We start from the raw sequence: 17,732 nt of genomic DNA, 5'->3' as shown, positions 1-17,732 counted from the left end.
CCGTGGGCGTACTGGAAGGAGCCTGGGACTGGCTGGCGAACGGCGCCAACTGGTCCGGGGAGAGCGGTGTCTGGCACCGGCTCGGCGAGCACGTCTACGTCAGCGGGATCGCCCTCGCCCTCGCCTGCGCGCTGGCGCTGCCGGTCGGCCTGTACCTCGGCCACCTCGGCAAGGGCGGCGCGCTCGCGGTCAACATCTCCAACATCGGCCGGGCCGTCCCCGTCTTCGCGGTGCTGGCGCTGTTCATGGTCTCCCCGCTGCGCAACTCCGGCTATCTGCCGACCATCGCCGCCCTGGTGCTGTTCGCCATCCCGCCGCTGCTGACCAACGCCTACGTCGGCATGCGCGAGGTGGACCGTTCCGTGGTCGAGGCCGCCCGGGGCATGGGCATGTCCGGCGGGCAGCTCTTCCTGCGGGTGGAACTCCCGCTCGCCCGGCCGCTGGTCATGACCGGGCTGCGCTCCGGCGCGGTGCAGGTCATCGCCACCGCCACCATCGCGGCGATGGTCGGCCAGGGCGGCCTGGGCCGGATCATCACCGCCGGCTTCAACACGTACGACACCGCGCAGGTCGTCGCGGGCGCCCTGCTCGTGGCGGCGCTGGCCCTGCTGGTGGAGGGCGCTCTGATCGCGGCGGACCGGCTGCTGCCGCGGGCCGCGACGTCCCGCTGATTCCTGTCCATCGCCTCGAACGGAGTACCCCCATGAGCAAGACCACGCGCGTCCTCGGCGCGTCCCTGGGCGCCCTCGCCCTGACGGTGTCGCTGGCCGCGTGCGGCGGCGACAGCCTGGAGAAGAGCAAGGACGGCGGATCGGCCTCCACCGAGCCCTCCGCGGGAGGCGCCAAGGGCAGCCTGGTGATCGGCTCGGCCGGCTTCACCGAGGCCAACGTGCTGGCGGAGCTGTACGCGCAGGTCCTCAAGGACGCGGGCTACAGCACCTCGGTCAAGACGGTCAACAACCGCGAGCTGTACGAACCGTCGCTGGAGAAGGGCGAGATCGACGTCGTCCCCGAGTACGCGGCCACCCTCGCGGAGTTCCTCAACGCCAAGGTGAACGGCGCGAAGGCGCCGGAGGAGAAGCCGGTCGCCTCCAGCGACGTCGCGGCGACGGTGGCGGCGCTGGAGAAGCTCGCCGGCCCGCTGGGCCTCAAGGCGCTCCCGGCGGGCGGGGCCGTCGACCAGAACGCCTTCGCGGTGACGAAGGAGTTCGCCCTGAAGAACAACCTGAAGACGCTGTCCGACCTCGGCACGTCCGGGCTGAAGGTGAAGATCGCGGCGGGTGACGAATGCGCCGTCCGTCCCTTCTGCGCCCCCGGCCTGACGAAGACGTACGGGATCCAGGTGGCCGGAATCGACCCGAAGGGCGTCGGCACCCCGCAGTCCAAGCAGGCGGTCAAGGACGGCGCGGACCAGCTCGTGCTGACCACGACCACGGACGCCACCCTCGACGGCTACGGCCTGGTCCTGCTGGAGGACGACAAGAAGCTCCAGAACGCCGACAACGTCCTGCCCGTGGTGAACGCCAAGGACGCGGGCGCCCCGGAGGTCGCGGCCGCGCTGGACAAGCTGACCAAGGCGCTCACGACGGCCGACCTGATCGACCTGAACCGCAAGGTGGACGCGGAGCGCGCCAAGCCGGCGGACGTGGCGAAGGCGTACCTGGAGTCCAAGGGCCTCGTCAAGAAGTAGCAGTTACACGGTTGGTGGAGAAATGTGGGGTAACCGCCCGGCAAGGATTTGCCGGGCGGGTACCCCACTCGGCCTCAACGCCCTGTAAATTTCTGGCCATGCCCCGTGGACGCCACCGCAATCCCGAACCCCTGCACCGGCTGCTCACGCCGACGACCGTCGCCGGTGTCTGCGCCGTCGGCGCCGGCGCGGCCTGGCTGCTCGCGGAACCGCTGGCGCTACGGCTGCTCGTGGCCGTCACGGCCACCGCGGGGATCGCCGGCGCCGTCGTCATGCGCGCCTGGGACCAGTCGGCAGGCCGCCGGGTCGCGGAGCTGGCGCGCGAGCGGGTCAAGGACGAGTGGAAGACGGACGAGCGGATAGCCGAGCTCGAATCCGACCTCGAAGAGGCCCGCGTGCTGCGGGGCAGGCTCGACACCAAACTGCGGGCCAAGCGCGTGGAACTGGCCGGGCTGCGCGGCGAGCACGCGGCGCTCCTGCGCCGGTACGCCACCGCCGAGACCGAGCGGGCGAGCGCCCTGGAGCGCCGCCGGCTGCTGGCCATCGAGGCGGCCGCGGCCCCCGCCGCCGCGGCACCGAAGGAACTCCCCGCCGTCTCCGAGGAGCGCACCGCCGCCGGCGCGCCCACCCCGGTCGGCTACGCCCGGGCCAACGCGGCCCTGGGGGCGCTGGCCCGCAAGGCGAAGACCCCGGCCCTGCCCGCCCCGCCCAGGCCGCCGGCCGCGCCGGTTCCGGCGCCCGCGCCCTCCTCCACCGCCCCCGCCGCCCCCGCCTCCTCCGCTGCCGCCCAGGCGCCCTCCCGGGCTCCGGCGCCCGCCGCCGTACCGCCCGCCGCCGCACCGCCCGCCCCCGGCCCTGTTTCCGGCGCGGCCGGCGGCCACGCCCGTCCGGTGCCCTCCGGCGCGGCGGCGGCGCCCGCGCGCCGGCTGGCGGCGGCCGTCGCCCCGTACGCGGCCCAGCGGCGGTCGGCGTCCCGCGTCGAGGGCGGCTTCGACTTCTTCGGCACCAAGAACGCCGCCCAGGCCCGCGCCGTGATCGAGGCGGTCCAGAACGAGGACCTGGCCGACGTGGTCGGCGCCGAGGTCCTCGCCGCGCACAAGGCCGAGGCCGCGCGGAGCACCACCGAGCCCCGGTTCAAGCCGGCCACCGCGGAGACCCGCGCGGTGGGCCAGGTCATCGACCTGACCGCACACGACGAGACCGAGCCGATCGACGTGGCCCGGCTGCGCACGGCGATCTCCTAGAGCTGCCCCCAGCAGGGCCGGCGGCGATGCCCCGGCCCCGCTCGGCGGCGCAGAACCTGACCAGCCGGGCCGGACGGGCGCCCGTGGACGGGGATCAGAACAGCGGCAGCTGCCCCGGGTGTTCGGACAGGACGAAGCCGTCCAGGGTCGGCGCGCAGGCCCCGAGCATCACCCTGGCCCGGGAGCCGGGGCAGGACACCAGGTCGCCGCGGCCGCTCGCGCCGGGAGGGTCGTGGCGGGCGATCCGGCCCGCGGTGACGGCGCAGTCGCGGCCGCAGGCGGGGCAGGCCCGGCGAGGGGAGTGGGACATGGCCCCAGTCTGCCCTGCCGCACCGACACCGACGTGACCACTCCTCCAGCCGGAGCTGCCCGGTCAGGCCCCGGGCCCCGTCAGGCCCCCGCGGCCCGCCGGGACAGCCATGCCTCGTGGGACCGGCACGCCGCGGCCCACAGCGCCGTCCGGTCCGCCGGGGTCAGGTCGTCGAGCCGCCGCCCGAAGACGCCCTCGACCACCGCGTGGAACTCCTCCTGCCCGGCCAGCTCGCGCTCGCTCGTTCCCTTCGCCGGATCGATCCGGCTCAGCACCCGCCCCCGCAGCACGTCCACGCCGTCCGCGTCCCGCCGCAGCAGCGCGAGGGTCCGTACGAAGGGCGATTCGGCGTCGGTGGAGAGCCGGGTGTCCATCGCCGCGAAGTCGGCCATGGCCGCCGGAGCGTCGCGGAAGTTCACCCGGGGCATCGGCCCGCCGGGATTGCGGTAGGTCCAGCCCGGGCCCTCGCCCTCCAGCGGCTCCAGCCGTTCCATCGTGTACCGGAACCGGCCCTGCCCGTACGTGCCCTCGCGCAGCGGCAGCGGCTCGTGCGGGCCGTCGCCGAGCCCGGTGTCCACGAAGTACCCCGTCCCGCCGACCCGGACGGTCAGGGCGAGGTGGTCGCCGCTCACCGTGCGGGAGGCGGCGTCCGCGGTGACCCCGCCGGCGTGGCGGGTGACCGCGTAGCCCAGGGACTCCAGGAGCAGCGCGAAGGCGCCGTTGAGGTGGAAGCAGTAGCCGCCGCCCCCGGCGGCGATGCGCCGGGCCGACCGCTCGGGGTCGATCCCGGGCGGCCGGCCGAGCTGGATGTCGAGGTTGTCGTAGGCGACGCGTTCCAGGTGCGCCCGCTGGAGGGCGAACAGTCCCTCGGCGCAGGGGACGCCCGGATCGGTGACGCCGAGCCGCCGCAGGTAGCCGGCGCGTATGCCAGGACTCATCCGGCCACCCTAGAGCGCGGCGGCCGGGAAGCGCGGGGAGCGGCCGCTACTTGTCGATGTCGCCGACGACGAAGAACAGCGAGCCGAGGATCGACACCATGTCCGCGACGAGCTGCCCGGGCAGCAGTACGGCGAGGGCCTGGATGTTGTTGAAGGAGGCACTGCGCAGCTTCAGCCGGTACGGGGTCTTCTCGCCCTTGGACACGAGGTAGTACCCATTGACGCCGAGCGGGTTCTCCGTCCAGGCGTACGTGTGCCCCTCGGGCGCCTTGAGCACCTTGGGCAGCCGCTGGTTGACCGGCCCCGGCGCCAGTTCCGCCATCCGGTCCAGGCACGCGACGGCCAGGTCCAGCGCGTTGTGGGTCTGGCCCAGCAGGACCTCGAAGCGGGACAGACAGTCGCCCCCGGTGCGCGTGACCACCTTCAGGACGTCCTGGAGCTCGCCGTAGGCGAGGTACGGCTCGTCGCGGCGCAGGTCGAAGTCGACGCCGGAGGCGCGGGCGATCGGGCCGGAGACGCCGTACGCGTGGACCGCCTCGGCGGACAGCACCCCGACGCCGCGCGTGCGGCCGCGGAAGATCTCGTTCCCGTGGACCAGCTTGTCGTAGACGTCCATCCGGGTGCGGACGTCGGCGACGGCGGCGCGGGCCCGGCCGAGCCAGCCGGCCGGGAGGTCCTCCTTGAGGCCGCCGACGCGGTTGAACATGTAGTGCATGCGGCCGCCGGAGATCTCCTCCATGACGGCCTGGAGCTCCTCGCGCTCGCGGAACGCGTGGAAGATCGGCGTGATGCCGCCCAGTTCGAGCGGGTACGAGCCGAGGAACATCAGGTGGTTCAGCACCCGGTTCAGCTCGGCCAGCAGGGTCCGCATCCACACGGCCCGCTCGGGGACCTCCATGCCGAGCATCCGCTCGACCGCCATGACCACGCCCAGCTCGTTGGAGAACGCGGACAGCCAGTCGTGGCGGTTCGCGAGCATCACGATCTGCCGGTAGTCGCGGGCCTCGAAGAGCTTCTCGGCGCCGCGGTGCATGTAGCCGACCACCGGTTCGGCGGTGACGATCCGCTCCCCGTCCAGGACGAGGCGGAGCCGCAGGACGCCGTGCGTGGAAGGGTGCTGGGGGCCGATGTTGAGCACCATGTCGGTGCTCTCCGCCGCCCCGCCGATGCCGACCGTGGTCTCCGTCATGCGGGCATTGTCTCAGCAGGAAGAGCGCGGCCGTCGATCCGTCCGGCCCGACGGCCCGCCCGCCTAGGGTGGACGCATGGAAACGGGGACGACGGGTGGGACGGGCGGGCCCGAGTGGGTGGGGCTGCCGGGCGGGCTCCTCACGCTGAGGCGGCTGCTGCTGGTGATCTGGATGACGCTGCTCGCGGCGGTGACCGCGGTCGTACTGGGCCTGGCGGTCGGTCCGGCGTGGGCGGCGGCCGGGGGCGTCTGGCTCGCGGTGCTGGCCTGGGGCTGGGTGCTGCTGGGCCGCAACTGGCGGTCGTGGCGGTACGCGGAGCGCCCCGACGACCTGCTGATCAGCCGGGGCGTGCTCTGGCGGGAGCAGACGGTGGTCCCGTACGGGCGGATGCAGCTGGTCGAGGTGACCTCGGGCCCGCTGGAGCGGCGGTTCGGGCTGGCCTCCGTCCAGCTGCACACGGCGGCCGCGGCGACCGACGCCAAGATCCCCGGGCTGGTGCCGGCCGAGGCGGAGCGGCTCCGCGACCGGCTCACCGCGCTCGGCGCGGCACGGTCGGCGGGCCTGTGACCCCGGGCCGGACGGGAGAGGACCCGGTGGCGGCGGAGCCCGCGGCCGTGGAGCCCGCGGCCTCCGAGCCGGCGGCCCCCGAGCCCGCGGCCTCCGAGCGGCGGCTGCATCCGTTCACCCCGCTGCGCCGGGCGTGGGTGCCGATCGCCGCGACCGTCGGCGTGATCGTCCAGCAGGGCGACCGGGCGGGGGAGTGGGTCGCGGACCTGTCCGCCCTGCTGCGCGTCCTGACCCTGCTGGCACTGGTCCTCGTCTTCGGCCTGTACGGGTTCCTGAGCTGGTGGTTCACGCACTTCGCGGTGACCGACACCGAACTGCGCATCCGCACCGGGCTGCTCTTCCGCCGCACCGCGCACATCCGCCTCGACCGGCTCCAGGCAGTGGACGTGACCCGGCCGCTGCTGGCCCGGCTCACCGGGGTCGCCTCCCTGCGGCTCGACGTCATCGGGACCGACGACAAGGACGAGCTCGCCTTCCTCGGCGAGAAGGAGGCCGTCGCCCTGCGCGCCGAACTCCTCGCCCGCGCCGCGGGCTTCACCCCCGAGGAGGCCGTGACGCTGGGCCAGGCCCCCGAACGGGAGCTGCTGCGCGTCAGCCCCCGCGACATCGCCGTCTCGCTCGCGCTGAGTCTGAGCGTGCTCGCGGCGCTGGCCGGCGGGGTCCTGGCGCCGGTGTTCGTCTGGTGGATCAGCTCCAGCCCGTGGGCGGCCGTCGTGACCCTGCTCCCGATGCTCGGCGCCGTCTGGGCGGGCAGCGTGGGGCGGTTCCTCACCGAGTACGACTGGACGGTCGCGGAGTCCCCCGACGGCCTGCGCCTGGACCACGGGCTGCTGGACCGGGCGCACGAGACCGTGCCGCCGGGGCGCGTGCAGACCGTACGGATCGTGGAGCCGCTGCTGTGGCGGCGGCGGAACTGGGTGCGGGTGGAGCTGGCCGTGGCGGGCTCCAAGAACGACGTCCTGGTCCCGGTGGCCTCGCGGGACGCCGCGTACGCCGTGGTCGCCCGGGTCCTGCCCGGGGTGGACCTCGCGGCGCTGGTCTTCGAGGGCTCGCCGCGCTCCGGGTCGCGCTGGGTGGTCCCGCTGTGGTGGAAGGGGTACGCCCTGGCCGTCTCCCCGGACGTGTTCGCCGCCCGGCACGGCCGCCTGTGCCGCCGTACGGAGATCGTCCCGCACGCCAAGGTGCAGAGCGTCCGCCTCTCCCAGGGCCCCTGGGAGAGGGCCCGGGGGCTGGCCGACGTCCAGGTCGACACCGGCGCCAACGGCACCGTGACGGCCCGGCTGCGGGCGGCGGACGAGGCCGCGGAGCTGCTGCACGCGCAGGCCGCCCGCTCGCGCACCTCCCGCGCCTCGGCCCGCCCGGACCGCTGGATGACGTGAGGCCCGGGCGGGACGGCGTGGCGGCGGTACTGCGGGGCGGCGGCGGCACGGAGGGTCGGGCCGTCCTAGGCCGCCGGGCCGCCGCCCGCGCGGACCAGGCCGGTCTCGTACGCGAGGACGACGACCTGGACGCGGTCGCGCAGCCCGAGCTTGGTCAGGATGCGGCCCACGTGTGTCTTGACGGTGGCCTCGGAGAGGACGAGCCGGGCCGCGATCTCGCCGTTCGACAGGCCCTGGGCGACCAGCAGCATGACCTCGCGCTCGCGCTCGGTCAGCCGGTCGACCTCCTTGTTCCGCGGTTCCTCCGTGGTCGTCGGCAGCATCGGCGCGAACCGGTCCAGCAGCCGCCGCGTCGTGGACGGGGCGACGACGGCGTCGCCGCTGTGCACGGAGCGGATCGCCGCCAGCAGCTCGGCCGGCGGGACGTCCTTCAGCATGAAGCCGCTCGCACCCGCCTTGAGCCCGGAGAAGGCGTACTCGTCCAGGTCGAAGGTGGTCAGGATGATCACCTTGGGGTGCTCGGGCGGTTCGCAGATCCGCCGGGTCGCCTCGACCCCGTCGAGCTTGGGCATGCGGACGTCCATCAGCACCACGTCCACCGTGGTGGCCCGGAGCACCTCCAGCGCCTCCAGGCCGTTGCCCGCTTCGGCGACGACCTCCATGTCCGGCTGGGCGGCGAGCACCATGCGGAAACCGGTGCGCAGCAGCACCTGGTCGTCGACGAGCATCACGCGGATGGACATCAGTTACCTCGTCCTCTTCAACTTCAAGAACTCCATGGACTTCACGTTCAACTCTTCTTCAGGGGAAGCAGCGCGCTGATCCGGAAGCCGCCGCCCGGCCGGGGTCCGGTGTCCAGGGTTCCCCCGACCATACCGATCCGCTCGCGCATGCCGATCAGCCCGTGTCCCGCGCCGTCGGCGCCGCCGTCCTCGTACAGCTCGTGCGCGGCGCCCCGGCCGTCGTCCTCGACGAGCAGGCCCAGGCCGTCGTCGAAGTAGACCAGCCGGACGCTGGCCCGCGCCTCCGGGCCGCCGTGCTTGCGGGTGTTCGTCAGCGCCTCCTGGACGATCCGGTACGCCGTCAGCTCCACCCCGCTGGGCAGCTTGCGCGGCGCTCCCTCGATCTCGAAGTCCACCGAGAGCCCGGCCGCCCGTACCTGCTCGACCAGGACCTCGATCTGCTCGACGTCCGGCTGCGGCACGTAGTCCTCGGACTCCTGGGGCTCGCCGGTCCGCAGTACGCCCAGCAGCCGGCGCATCTCGGCGAGGGCCTGGCGGCCGGTGCCGGAGATGGTCTGGAGGGCCTCCTTGGCCTGCTCGGGGGCCACGTCCATGACGTACGCGGCGCCGTCGGCCTGGACCACCATCACCGAGACGTTGTGCGCGACGACGTCGTGCAGCTCACGGGCGATCCGGGCGCGCTCGGCGGCCACGGCCACCTTGGCCTGGGCCTCGCGCTGGTTCTCCAGCCGTTGGTTGCGCTCGATGAGCTGGGCGTAGTAGGCCCGGCGGGTGCGCAGCGAGTCGCCCGCCACCCAGGCGAGGGCGAAGGGGACGATCACGAAGAGGGCGAAGAGGACGCTCTCCGGGTCGCTGAGGCCCTTGTCCACGCCGAAGCGCAGGAAGTACAGCGGCGAGGCCAGCAGCCCGACGCCCAGCGCGGTGCGCGAGATCCAGCGCGGGAGGTCGCCCGCGGCCACGGTGTAGAGGATCACGAGCATCGCGGCGTCGGTGAACTGCGCCTCGATGCCGAGGGCGAGCTGGTAGAGGCCGGCGCCGAGGGCCAGCCAGAACATCGCCTGCGTCCACTTGCGGCGCAGCGCCACGACGGCGGTCATCGCCAGGGTCACGGGGACCGCGGCGAGCCGGAGGCCGGTGCTCGCGCTCATCGACGCCACGTTCAGCATCGAGAACCCGAAGAAGAAGACGGCCCAGAAGCTGTCGACGCCCGTCGGGTGTCTGCGGAGGAATTCGTAGAGGCGCTGCACGTAACCCAGCGTAGGGAAAGGAGATAGGTGCTGGAGTCAACCACAGGTGCGACCTTGCACCGGGGGCGTACTCCCGAAGGTGGACCCTGAGCTTAGCCTTGGTGCGATGAGCACCCAGGGTGAACGCGCGATTCCGGTCCGCTGGCGGGCGGCGATGGAGGCCGCGCTGTACGGCCCCGGCGGCTTCTACGTGCGTCCGGACGGCCCGGGGCCCGCCGGGCACTTCCGGACCTCGGTGCACGCCTCCGGGCTGTACGCGGGCGCGGTGGCCCGGCTCCTGCTCCGGGTGGACGCCGCCCTCGGGCACCCGCCGGAGCTGGACCTCGTCGACGTGGGCGCCGGGCGCGGGGAACTGCTGGCCGGGGTGCTCGCCGCGCTGCCGGCGCGGACGGCCGCGCGGGTGCGCCCGTACGCCGTGGAGCGGGCGGAGCGGCCGCCGGGGCTCGACCCGCGGATCGGCTGGGGCGCCGTACCGCCCGAGCGCACGATCGGGCTGCTCTTCGCCAACGAGTGGCTGGACAACGTGCCGCTGGAGGTGGCGCAGGACGGGCGGTACGTCCTGGTCGCCCCGGACGGTACGGAGACCCCCGGCGGCCCCCTCGACGACGCGGACCGGGCCTGGCTGGAGCGCTGGTGGCCGGGCGGCGGCCGGGCGGAGGTGGGCCGCACCCGGGACGAGGCCTGGGCGGCGGCCGTGGCCACCGTGGAGCGGGGCCTGGCGGTGGCGGTGGACTACGCCCACGTACGGGAGGCACGGCCCCCGTACGGGACGCTGACGGGCTTCCGGGCGGGCCGGGAGGTGGCGCCGGTCCCGGACGGCGGCTGCGATGTGACGGCGCACGTGGCCCTGGACGCGTGCGCGGGGCCGGGCGCGGTGCTCCTGACCCAGCGGGAGGCCCTGGCGGACCTCGGCGTCTCGGGGGCCCGGCCCCCACTGGCGCTGGCCTCCACGGACCCGGCGGCCTACGTCCGCGCCCTGGTGGCGGCCGGCGAGGCGGCGGAGCTGACGTCGCCGGCGGGCCTGGGCGCGTTCGGCTGGCTGGTCCAGCCGGCGGGCATCGCGGCGTGGCCCGCGGCCGGAGCCGCCGCCGGGCACGGCTGAGGGGCCGGAACCCCCACGGGATCCCGGCCCCTCCTCCCCCGGGGCGGGCGACCGCTGTGGGCCACCCGCCTCCGGCTGTTGCCTACTGCTTGATCTCGTCGTGGCCCGGGTGCAGGCCGCCGCCACCGCCGCTGCCGCCGGGGGTCGGCACCGAGACGACCGGCTTGGCCAGCGGGGCCAGGTCGTGCGCGTAGTGGCCGACCGCGTCCGCGATGACGTCGACGTTGATGTCGAGCGCCTTCTGGTCGATGTTGGTGATGTCGTCACCCTTGCCGTGGTAGTTCACGTCGTAGGCGACACCCGCCTGACCACCGAACTTCGCGGCCTCCTCGGGCGTCTTGATGCCCTCGGCGCCGGTGAACGTACCGCCGGACGGGATGCCGACCTCGATGAACGGGCCGTAGTCCGAGCGGCCGGAGAAGTCCGTGCCCGCGTGCGGGATCTTCTTCGAGTCGAGGAAGTCGGTGATCCCCTTCTCCAGCTGGGCCGAGCCCGCCGGGCCGGGGCCCGCGCCGGTCGCGTCCGAGTCGTCGCCGTCGTAGACGAAGTACGCGGCGTTCGGCGAACCGATCATGTCGAAGTTCAGGTAGAGCTTGATCTGCTTCTTCTGGGCGTCGGTCAGGCCGGCGACGTACGCCTCGGAGCCGAGCAGGCCGAACTCCTCGGCCGACCACCAGGCGAACTTGACCTTGTTCTTGATCTTCGTCTGGCTGCTCGCCAGGCGCTGCGCGACCTGGAGGATGCCGGCCGAGCCGGAGCCGTTGTCGTTGATGCCGGGGCCCACCGCGACCGAGTCGAGGTGCGCGCCCAGGAAGACGGTGTTGTCCGCGTCGCCGCCGCGGGTCTCGGCCACCACGTTGTACGTCTTGCGGTTCTCGCGCAGCTCGCGGATGTCGAGGGTGACCTCGACCGGGCCGGCCGCGGCGTCGGCGGTGAGCTGCTCGCCCTCGGCCTGGGAGACGCCGCCGGTCGGGACCTTGCCCGCGGCCGGGTCGCCGAGGGTGCCGTTCAGGGCGCCCGCCGTGTTGTTGAAGATGATCGCGCCGACCGCGCCGGCCGCCGCCGCGTTCTCCTGCTTGACCGCGAAGGTGCAGCCGCCGCGCTTGACCAGGGCGATCTTGCCGGTGAAGGCGCCGGCGGCGAAGTCGCCGGGCTCGCAGCCGTTGGTGCCGTCGGCGTCGACCGGGGCGACCGCGAGCGGGGCCGTGACGCCCTCCTCCGGACCGCTCTTCGTGTACGTCATCAGGTGGATCGGGACGTCGCGCCCGTTGGAGCCGTTCACCGTGAGCGTCTCGGCGACGGTCTCGACGTACACGAAGTCGAACTCGTTCTTCGTGACCTTGTACCCGGAGGCGCGCATCACGGCCTCGACGTACTGGGCGGACTGCACGTGACCCTTCGAGCCGGCCACGCGGGTGCCCTTGTTGTAGTCGGCGATCGCCTGGAAGACCTTCAGGTGGTTGTTGGCTCCCTTACCGGTCGCCTCCTTGACCAGCTTCTTGGCGAGCGCGTCACCCTTGGCGCGGTCGCTCTGCGGGCCGCCGGTGGCACCGGCCGGCCCGGCGAGCAGCAGGGGGGAGACAAGGGCCGCGGCCGCCAGGGCGGCGGTTGCTGCGGCTATACGGCGTGAGGGCATGTAGGTCCTTCCACGACAAAAGACGAGCAGAGCAGGTCAGGCGGAGCGGTGGGACGGAGTACCGTGCGCGAGGGTCGGCGGCAGCGGTGGTCGCACGTTAAACAGCAAGTGGCCACTCTGGCCAGAGTTTTCACTGATTCCGGTTTATGAATTCCGTATATCGGTGAATCTGCGCCGATCAAAACAGGCCAAAGCCAGGCCCCGTTCGGCCAAGGTCGGGCCTGGTCCGGGCAGGTTCAGGCCATGTGCCGGCCACGAGGGGGCCGCCGGCCGTCGGCCGGGCCCTCAGCGCAGGATGCCCTCGATGAAGTCCGACCCGATGCGGGCGACGGCCGCCAGGTCCAACTGGTGCTGGACGTAACGGCCCTGGCGCCGCGTGTGCATCAGCCCGGCCTTCTTCAGGACGGCCAGGTGTCGTGACACCTCCGGCGCGGTGATCCCGTACACGGCCGCCAGCTCGCTCGTCGTGTACGGGGCCCGGGCCAGGCTCCGGCACAGCCGCATCCGCATGGGATGCGCCAGCGCCTCCATCCGCAGCTGCAGCAGCTCCACCGAGCCCGGCGCGGAGGCCGGTCCGGGCGAGCCGAGCGGATAGTGGATCACCGGCCGCCAGCCCGGTGCGTGCAGCACGAGCAGGTGCGGCCAGCCGAAGTTGGTCGGCACGAGGACCAGGCCGCTGCCTATTCGGGGGTCGGTGGCGGTGGTCGAGCCGTTCACCATCTTGTCGGCGGTGACGGTGGTCAGCGCCTCGTCGACGCTGAGCGCGGAGGAGACCTCCTTCAGCGCCGCGGGCAGGCCCTTGCGCCGCAGCACCTCCGCCTTGTGCCGGGCGTCGGCGCTCTGCCCGGGCTCGATCCGCTTCCAGGTCTCCGCGAAGAACGCCTCGTCGCAGTCCTCCAGGAGCCGCCGCATCCACACCCGGACCCCGGCGGTGTCGTCCAGCAGCCGGACCGAGAAGGCCAGCTGGCGCGGGCCCCGCGCGGCAGACGCCTCCAGAGCCCTGGTCCGGGCCGCCGGGTCGGTGAGCGGCGAGGGACCGCCGCCCTCGTTGTAGAGCGCCAGCCAGCAGTGCTCCAGGGCGGCCATCACGAACTGCTCGTCGTCCATGTGGTCGAGGACGTCGAGCTCCCCGGCCAGGGTCGAGGCGGGCCGGCCGCTCCCGCCGGGGGTGCCGGCGAAGGCCATGAAGATGTCGGAGAAGGAGCTGCGCCACATGAAGTCCGCCTCCAGCAGCCGGTCCGCGAGGTCCGGGTCCAGCGCGGCGGCGGTGGCGGTCGTCCACGAGGTCAGCCGGGGGTGGTGGGAGGGCTGCGCGAGCGCGTGCAGGGCCATGCAGAGCTCCGCGAGCGGAGAGGGCGCGAAGGTGATCCGCTCCGCGGGGAGCCCGGCGATGTCGATGGTGACGCTCATCAGCCCATTCTGCCGGTGGGACCGCCCGCCGGGGCGCGGGGGGCGGGGCCGGACGGCCTACCGGCGGTCCGCCGCCACCCGCCGCCGCGACCCGCCGCGACCCACCGCCGCGACCCACCGCCGCGACCGCCCCGCCCGTCGATTGACGGCGGCCGTCAATCGGCGCGCGAGGGGTCCGCGGCGGGGTCAGGGTGGAGGCATGAGCGCCATCGAGCAGTACCTCATCGACACCTACCGGGCGTCCCGGCACGGCGACCCGATGCCCCCGCCCCCGGGCCGGGACGACATCGCCGCACTGCGCGCGGTCCGGTCCCACGCCCAGGCCGAAGCCGTCCTGGAGGGCCGCCCGGCCGGGCACCCGTGGCGGGCCGCCCTGCTGCGGCTGCTGCGGCACCCCGGAGGGCCCGGCGGGGCCTGCGCCACCCCCCGGGGGTGACGCGGGCGACGCCCGGCTACTCGAAGTTGGGCGCGTTGCGCTCGTACACCAGCCGCAGGCCGATCAGGGTCAGCCACGGCTCGTGGTCGTCGATCACCGCGGACTCGCCGAGGACGATCGGCGCCAGGCCGCCCGTCGCGATCACCCGGACGTCGTCCGGGTCTCCGTTCGGGCCCGCCAGCTCCTTCGCCATCCGGGCGACGATCCCGTCGACCTGGCCCGCGAAGCCGTAGACCACGCCCGACTGCATCGCCTCGACCGTGGACTTGCCGATCACGTTGCGCGGCCGGGCCAGCTCGATCTTCCGCAGCTGGGCGCCCCGTACGCCGAGGGCCTCCATCGAGATCTCGATGCCCGGGGAGATCACCCCGCCCACGTACTCGCCCTTCGTGGACACCGCGTCGAACGTGGTGGCCGTGCCGAAGTCCACCACGATCGCCGGACCCCCGTAGAGCTCGACCGCCGCGACCGCGTTGATGATGCGGTCCGCGCCGACCTCCTTCGGGTTGTCCATCAGGATCGGCACGCCCGTCTTGATCCCGGGCTCCACCAGCACCGCCGGCACGTCCCCGTAGTAGCGCCGGGTGACCTCGCGCAGCTCGTGCAGGACCGACGGCACCGTCGAGCAGATCGCGATGCCGTGGATGCCGTCGCCCAGCTCGGTGCCGAGCATCGGGTGCATGCCCATGAGGCCCTGCATCAGCACGGCCATCTCGTCGGCCGTGCGCCGCGGGTCGGTGGAGATCCGCCAGTGCTCGACGATCTCGTCACCGTCGAACAGGCCCAGGACCGTGTGGGTGTTGCCTACGTCGATGGTGAGGAGCACGGGTTACACCGCCTCGCGCAGATCGAGACCGATGTCCAGGATCGGGGAGGAGTGGGTCAGGGCGCCCACCGCCAGGTAGTCCACACCGGTCAGGGCGTAGTCGCGGGCCGACTCCAGCGTCAGGCGGCCGGAGGACTCCAGCGTCGCGCGGCCGGCCACCAGGGCGACGGCCTCGGCGGTCCGCGTGACCGTGAAGTTGTCCAGCAGGATCAGGTCCGCCCCGGCCTCCAGGGCCTCGCCGACCTGCTCCAGGGTGTCGACCTCGACCTCCACGGGCACGTCCGGGAAGGCCTCCCGCACGGCCGCGAACGCCTGCGCGACGCCGCCCGCCGCGATGACGTGGTTGTCCTTGACCAGCGCCGCGTCCGAGAGGGACATGCGGTGGTTGACGCCGCCGCCGCAGCGCACCGCGTACTTCTCCAGCGCGCGCAGGCCCGGGGTGGTCTTGCGGGTGTCGCGGACCTTCGCCGTGGTGCCGTCCAGCACGTCCGCCCACCGGCGGGTGGCCGTCGCGATGCCCGACAGGCGGCACAGGATGTTCAGCGCGCTGCGCTCCGCGGTCAGCAGGTCGCGGGTGCGGGCGCGGACCGACAGCAGCAGCTGCCCGGCCTTGACGGCGTCGCCGTCCTCCGCGTGCCGCTCCACCTCGAAGGACTCGGTGCAGACCACGGAGAACACGGCCTCGGCGATGCGCAGGCCGGCCACGACGCCGTCCTCGCGCGCCACGAAGTCGGCGATGGCCTCGGCGTCCTCGGGCACGGTCGCCACGGTGGTGACGTCCACCCCGCCGTCCAGGTCCTCGGAGAGCGCCATGTGCGCGATGTCCTCGACCTCGATCGGGTCCAGGCCGGCGTCCTCGAGCAGCTGGGCCAGCGCCGGGTCGAGCCCGGTCTCCTCGCCGTCGCCGCAGCCGCAGTCGTCGCCGCAGCCGCCTTCGTTGCCGTCGATCAGGGGGAGTTCGTCGGGGGTGCTCACGGTCACTGCTCCAGGCTCTGGGTGGTGAGGGGGTGTCGTACGGACGGGAAGTCCGCGGAGTCGGTGGGGATGACGACCAGGGCCCGCTTCTCGGTCGCGGAGAGCCGGACGACGAGGTGGCGGCGCCAGTCGGCGTCGTCCCGGTCGGGGTGGTCCTCGCGCCAGTGGCAGCCGCGGGTCTCCACCCGCTGCCGGGCGGCGGCGACCAGGACGCGGGCCACGCACAGCAGGTTCGTGGCCTCCCAGGTGTCCACCCCCGGTTCGGCGGTCTTGCCGTGCGCCTCCAGCTCGTTCAGGGCGGTGGCGTACAGCCCTTCGAGGGCCTCGGCCGCGGTCCGCAGCGATCCGGCCGAGCGGAGCACGCCCGCGCCGTCCGTCATGATCCGCTGGACCTCGTACCGCGCGCCCGCGGGCTGGAGCGGGCCGCTCGCGGGCACCGGGACGCCGGGGCCGCTGCCGGCCGGCGGGGAGGCGACGATGTCGTCGGCGATCCGCTCGGCGAAGACCAGACCCTCCAGCAGGGAGTTGGACGCCAGCCGGTTCGCCCCGTGCACGCCGGTGCAGGCGACCTCGCCGCACGCGTACAGGCCGGGGACCGTGGTGCGCCCCTGGAGGTCGGTGCGGACGCCGCCGGACGCGTAGTGCGCGGCGGGCGCGACCGGGATCGGCTCGGTCACCGGGTCGATGCCGTGCGCGCGGCAGGAGGCCAGGATCGTCGGGAAGCGCTGCTCCCACATCTCGGCGCCGAAGTGCCGGGCGTCCAGGTACATGTGCGCGGCGCCCTGCTCCTGCATCCGGCGCATGATGCCCTTGGCGACGATGTCGCGCGGCGCCAGCTCGGCCAGCTCGTGCTGACCGGTCATGAAGCGCACGCCGTCCGCGTCGACCAGGTACGCGCCCTCGCCCCGGACCGCCTCCGACACCAGCGGCTGCTGCCCCTCGGCGTCCGCGCCGAGGAAGAGCACCGTCGGGTGGAACTGGACGAACTCCAGGTCCGAGACCTCCGCGCCGGCCCGCAGCGCGAGCGCCACCCCGTCGCCGGTGGACACCGACGGGTTCGTGGTGGCGGAGAAGACCTGCCCCATGCCGCCGGTCGCCAGGATCACGGCGGGCGCGTGCACGGCGCCCACCCCGTCGTGCTGGCCCTCGCCCATGACGTGCAGGGTGACGCCGGCCGTACGGCCCCGCGCGTCCTGCAGCAGGTCCAGTACGAGCGCGTTCTCGACGGTCTCGATGCCCGCGGCCTGCACCGCCCCGACCAGCGCCCGGGAGATCTCGGCGCCGGTGGCGTCGCCGCCCGCGTGCGCGATCCGGCGCCGGTGGTGGCCGCCCTCCCGGGTCAGCTCGATCTCGCCGGTCTCGGCGGAGGTGTCGAAGACGGCGCCCGCGGCCATCAGCCGCCGCACCGCGCCCGGGCCCTCGGTGACGAGCAGCCGTACGGCCTCCTCGTCGCACAGGCCCGCGCCCGCGACCAGGGTGTCGTCCAGGTGCTGTTCGGGGGTGTCGCCGTCGCCGAGGGCGGCGGCGATGCCGCCCTGGGCCCAGCGGGTGGAGCCGTCGTCGAGCCGGGCCTTGGTGACCACGACGGTACGGCGGCCCCCGGCCGCGCAGCGCAGCGCGGCCGTCAGGCCCGCGACGCCGGAGCCGACGACCACGACGTCCGCGTCGAGGGACCAGCCGGGGGCCGGGGCGTGCAGCCGTATGCCGGTACCGGCGCCGGTGCCCGCGGTGCCTCTGCCTGGGGTGCTCACGAGTGTGCTCCGAACTCCAATGGGATGTTGTCGATCAGCCGGGTCGTGCCCACCTTCGCGGCGACGGCCAGGACGGCCGGCCCGGTGAACCCGGGGACGGCCTCGGTGAAGTCCCGCGGGTCCACCAGCGCCAGGTAGTCCAGGACGAGGGGCGGCTCGTGGCGGCCCGCCTCCTCCAGCACGTGGCGCGCGGCGGCCCGTACGGCGTCCGGCAGTCCCGCGCCCGCCGCCGACACGGCGTGCGCGTCCGCGGAGGCGCGGATCTCGCCGAGCCGGGCCAGCGCCGAG

At 73.9% G+C, this 17,732-nt stretch carries 18 protein-coding genes; 7 read left to right on the top strand and 11 right to left on the bottom strand.

The genetic code is table 11. The annotated features are described in order from the left end of the window. Positions 1-2 precede the first annotated feature (2 nt). The 3 genes from ABT106_RS00835 to ABT106_RS00825 all read left to right on the top strand — a co-directional run bounded on the left by ABT106_RS00835 (position 3) and on the right by ABT106_RS00825 (position 2,934). On the top strand, positions 3-671 hold the full coding sequence (locus ABT106_RS00835; protein ID WP_351270311.1) for an ABC transporter permease: 669 nt from the start codon (positions 3-5) through the stop codon (positions 669-671). Between the two features lie 32 nt (positions 672-703). Further along, positions 704-1,690, top strand: a complete 987-nt coding sequence (locus ABT106_RS00830) for an ABC transporter substrate-binding protein (RefSeq protein ID WP_351270308.1) — start codon at positions 704-706, stop codon at positions 1,688-1,690. Positions 1,691-1,788: 98 nt separating this feature from the next. Beyond that, positions 1,789-2,934: a hypothetical protein gene (locus ABT106_RS00825; protein WP_351270305.1), complete on the top strand. Its 1,146-nt coding sequence runs from the start codon at positions 1,789-1,791 to the stop codon at positions 2,932-2,934. Between the two features lie 94 nt (positions 2,935-3,028). Here ABT106_RS00825 and ABT106_RS00820 read toward each other — a convergent pair whose 3' ends face one another. From ABT106_RS00820 to ABT106_RS00810, 3 genes are all read right to left on the bottom strand, one after another. Further along, a complete protein-coding gene (locus tag ABT106_RS00820; RefSeq protein ID WP_351270302.1) occupies positions 3,029-3,244 on the bottom strand; it encodes a hypothetical protein in 216 nt (71 codons plus the stop codon). An 80-nt stretch (positions 3,245-3,324) separates the two neighbouring features. Then, a complete protein-coding gene (locus ABT106_RS00815; RefSeq protein ID WP_351270300.1) occupies positions 3,325-4,182 on the bottom strand; it encodes an arylamine N-acetyltransferase family protein in 858 nt (285 codons plus the stop codon). A 46-nt stretch (positions 4,183-4,228) separates the two neighbouring features. Next, positions 4,229-5,371 carry an NADH-quinone oxidoreductase subunit D gene (locus ABT106_RS00810; RefSeq protein ID WP_351270297.1) on the bottom strand — a complete coding sequence of 381 codons (1,143 nt, stop codon included), beginning with the start codon at positions 5,369-5,371 and terminating at the stop codon, positions 4,229-4,231. 76 nt (positions 5,372-5,447) lie between these two features. On the opposite strand from ABT106_RS00810, the gene ABT106_RS00805 reads away from it, so the two are divergent. Continuing rightward, entirely contained in the window at positions 5,448-5,939 is a 492-nt protein-coding gene (locus ABT106_RS00805) for a PH domain-containing protein (RefSeq protein WP_351270294.1), read from the top strand. A gap of 26 nt (positions 5,940-5,965) precedes the next feature. Continuing rightward, a complete protein-coding gene (locus tag ABT106_RS00800; protein ID WP_502979133.1) occupies positions 5,966-7,318 on the top strand; it encodes a PH domain-containing protein in 1,353 nt (450 codons plus the stop codon). Between the two features lie 65 nt (positions 7,319-7,383). Here ABT106_RS00800 and ABT106_RS00795 read toward each other — a convergent pair whose 3' ends face one another. Both ABT106_RS00795 and ABT106_RS00790 read right to left on the bottom strand, forming a co-directional pair. Further along, positions 7,384-8,061 (bottom strand): response regulator, encoded by a 678-nt coding sequence (locus ABT106_RS00795; RefSeq protein WP_267723059.1) that lies wholly within the window; start codon positions 8,059-8,061, stop codon positions 7,384-7,386. Positions 8,062-8,108: 47 nt separating this feature from the next. After that, on the bottom strand, positions 8,109-9,308 hold the full coding sequence (locus ABT106_RS00790) for a sensor histidine kinase (RefSeq protein WP_351270291.1): 1,200 nt from the start codon (positions 9,306-9,308) through the stop codon (positions 8,109-8,111). Positions 9,309-9,414: 106 nt separating this feature from the next. Between ABT106_RS00790 and ABT106_RS00785 the strand changes: the two genes are divergently transcribed. Then, the gene (locus ABT106_RS00785) at positions 9,415-10,410 is read left to right on the top strand and encodes an SAM-dependent methyltransferase (protein WP_351270288.1); all 996 of its coding nucleotides are present in this window, start codon (positions 9,415-9,417) and stop codon (positions 10,408-10,410) included. Positions 10,411-10,492: 82 nt separating this feature from the next. Here ABT106_RS00785 and ABT106_RS00780 read toward each other — a convergent pair whose 3' ends face one another. Together ABT106_RS00780 and ABT106_RS00775 are read right to left on the bottom strand one after the other, a co-directional pair. Beyond that, positions 10,493-12,046 (bottom strand): M28 family metallopeptidase, encoded by a 1,554-nt coding sequence (locus tag ABT106_RS00780; RefSeq protein ID WP_351270286.1) that lies wholly within the window; start codon positions 12,044-12,046, stop codon positions 10,493-10,495. Between the two features lie 285 nt (positions 12,047-12,331). Continuing rightward, on the bottom strand, positions 12,332-13,456 hold the full coding sequence (locus tag ABT106_RS00775; protein WP_351270283.1) for a DUF5937 family protein: 1,125 nt from the start codon (positions 13,454-13,456) through the stop codon (positions 12,332-12,334). A gap of 199 nt (positions 13,457-13,655) precedes the next feature. Here ABT106_RS00775 and ABT106_RS00770 point away from each other — a divergent pair, with 199 nt between their 5' ends. Continuing rightward, entirely contained in the window at positions 13,656-13,892 is a 237-nt protein-coding gene (locus ABT106_RS00770; RefSeq protein WP_351270280.1) for a hypothetical protein, read from the top strand. A 16-nt stretch (positions 13,893-13,908) separates the two neighbouring features. Here the strand turns inward: ABT106_RS00770 and ABT106_RS00765 are convergent, their stop codons facing one another. The 4 genes from ABT106_RS00765 to ABT106_RS00750 all read right to left on the bottom strand — a co-directional run. Continuing rightward, positions 13,909-14,718 carry a type III pantothenate kinase gene (locus ABT106_RS00765; protein ID WP_267723052.1) on the bottom strand — a complete coding sequence of 270 codons (810 nt, stop codon included), beginning with the start codon at positions 14,716-14,718 and terminating at the stop codon, positions 13,909-13,911. A gap of 3 nt (positions 14,719-14,721) precedes the next feature. Then, positions 14,722-15,699 (bottom strand): carboxylating nicotinate-nucleotide diphosphorylase, encoded by a 978-nt coding sequence (nadC, locus tag ABT106_RS00760; RefSeq protein ID WP_502979132.1) that lies wholly within the window; start codon positions 15,697-15,699, stop codon positions 14,722-14,724. Then, the gene (locus ABT106_RS00755; protein WP_351270275.1) at positions 15,696-17,444 is read right to left on the bottom strand and encodes an L-aspartate oxidase; all 1,749 of its coding nucleotides are present in this window, start codon (positions 17,442-17,444) and stop codon (positions 15,696-15,698) included. Before ABT106_RS00755 ends, nadC begins: the two co-directional genes overlap by 4 nt. Then, positions 17,441-17,732, bottom strand: a 292-nt coding sequence (locus ABT106_RS00750; protein WP_351270272.1) for a pantoate--beta-alanine ligase, incomplete at its 5' end; no start/stop codon positions are given. The genes ABT106_RS00755 and ABT106_RS00750, both read right to left, overlap by 4 nt.

The organism is Streptomyces sp. NPDC002044 (assembly GCF_040296725.1).
GTDB lineage: Bacteria > Actinomycetota > Actinomycetes > Streptomycetales > Streptomycetaceae > Streptomyces > Streptomyces antarcticus.
This window is presented reverse-complemented; position numbering and strand designations above follow the sequence as displayed.

What these genes read in the sequence shown, in the direction of transcription:
- ABT106_RS00830 (WP_351270308.1), top strand. Translation starts at nt 704, where the DNA reads ATGAGCAAGACCACGCGCGTCCTCGGCGCGTCCCTGGGCGCCCTCGCC.
- ABT106_RS00825 (WP_351270305.1), top strand. Translation starts at nt 1,789, where the DNA reads ATGCCCCGTGGACGCCACCGCAATCCCGAACCCCTGCACCGGCTGCTC.
- ABT106_RS00820 (WP_351270302.1), bottom strand. Translation starts at nt 3,244, where the DNA reads ATGTCCCACTCCCCTCGCCGGGCCTGCCCCGCCTGCGGCCGCGACTGC.
- ABT106_RS00815 (WP_351270300.1), bottom strand. Translation starts at nt 4,182, where the DNA reads ATGAGTCCTGGCATACGCGCCGGCTACCTGCGGCGGCTCGGCGTCACC.
- ABT106_RS00810 (WP_351270297.1), bottom strand. Translation starts at nt 5,371, where the DNA reads ATGACGGAGACCACGGTCGGCATCGGCGGGGCGGCGGAGAGCACCGAC.
- ABT106_RS00805 (WP_351270294.1), top strand. Translation starts at nt 5,448, where the DNA reads ATGGAAACGGGGACGACGGGTGGGACGGGCGGGCCCGAGTGGGTGGGG.
- ABT106_RS00795 (WP_267723059.1), bottom strand. Translation starts at nt 8,061, where the DNA reads ATGTCCATCCGCGTGATGCTCGTCGACGACCAGGTGCTGCTGCGCACC.
- ABT106_RS00785 (WP_351270288.1), top strand. Translation starts at nt 9,415, where the DNA reads ATGAGCACCCAGGGTGAACGCGCGATTCCGGTCCGCTGGCGGGCGGCG.
- ABT106_RS00780 (WP_351270286.1), bottom strand. Translation starts at nt 12,046, where the DNA reads ATGCCCTCACGCCGTATAGCCGCAGCAACCGCCGCCCTGGCGGCCGCG.
- ABT106_RS00775 (WP_351270283.1), bottom strand. Translation starts at nt 13,456, where the DNA reads ATGAGCGTCACCATCGACATCGCCGGGCTCCCCGCGGAGCGGATCACC.
- ABT106_RS00770 (WP_351270280.1), top strand. Translation starts at nt 13,656, where the DNA reads ATGAGCGCCATCGAGCAGTACCTCATCGACACCTACCGGGCGTCCCGG.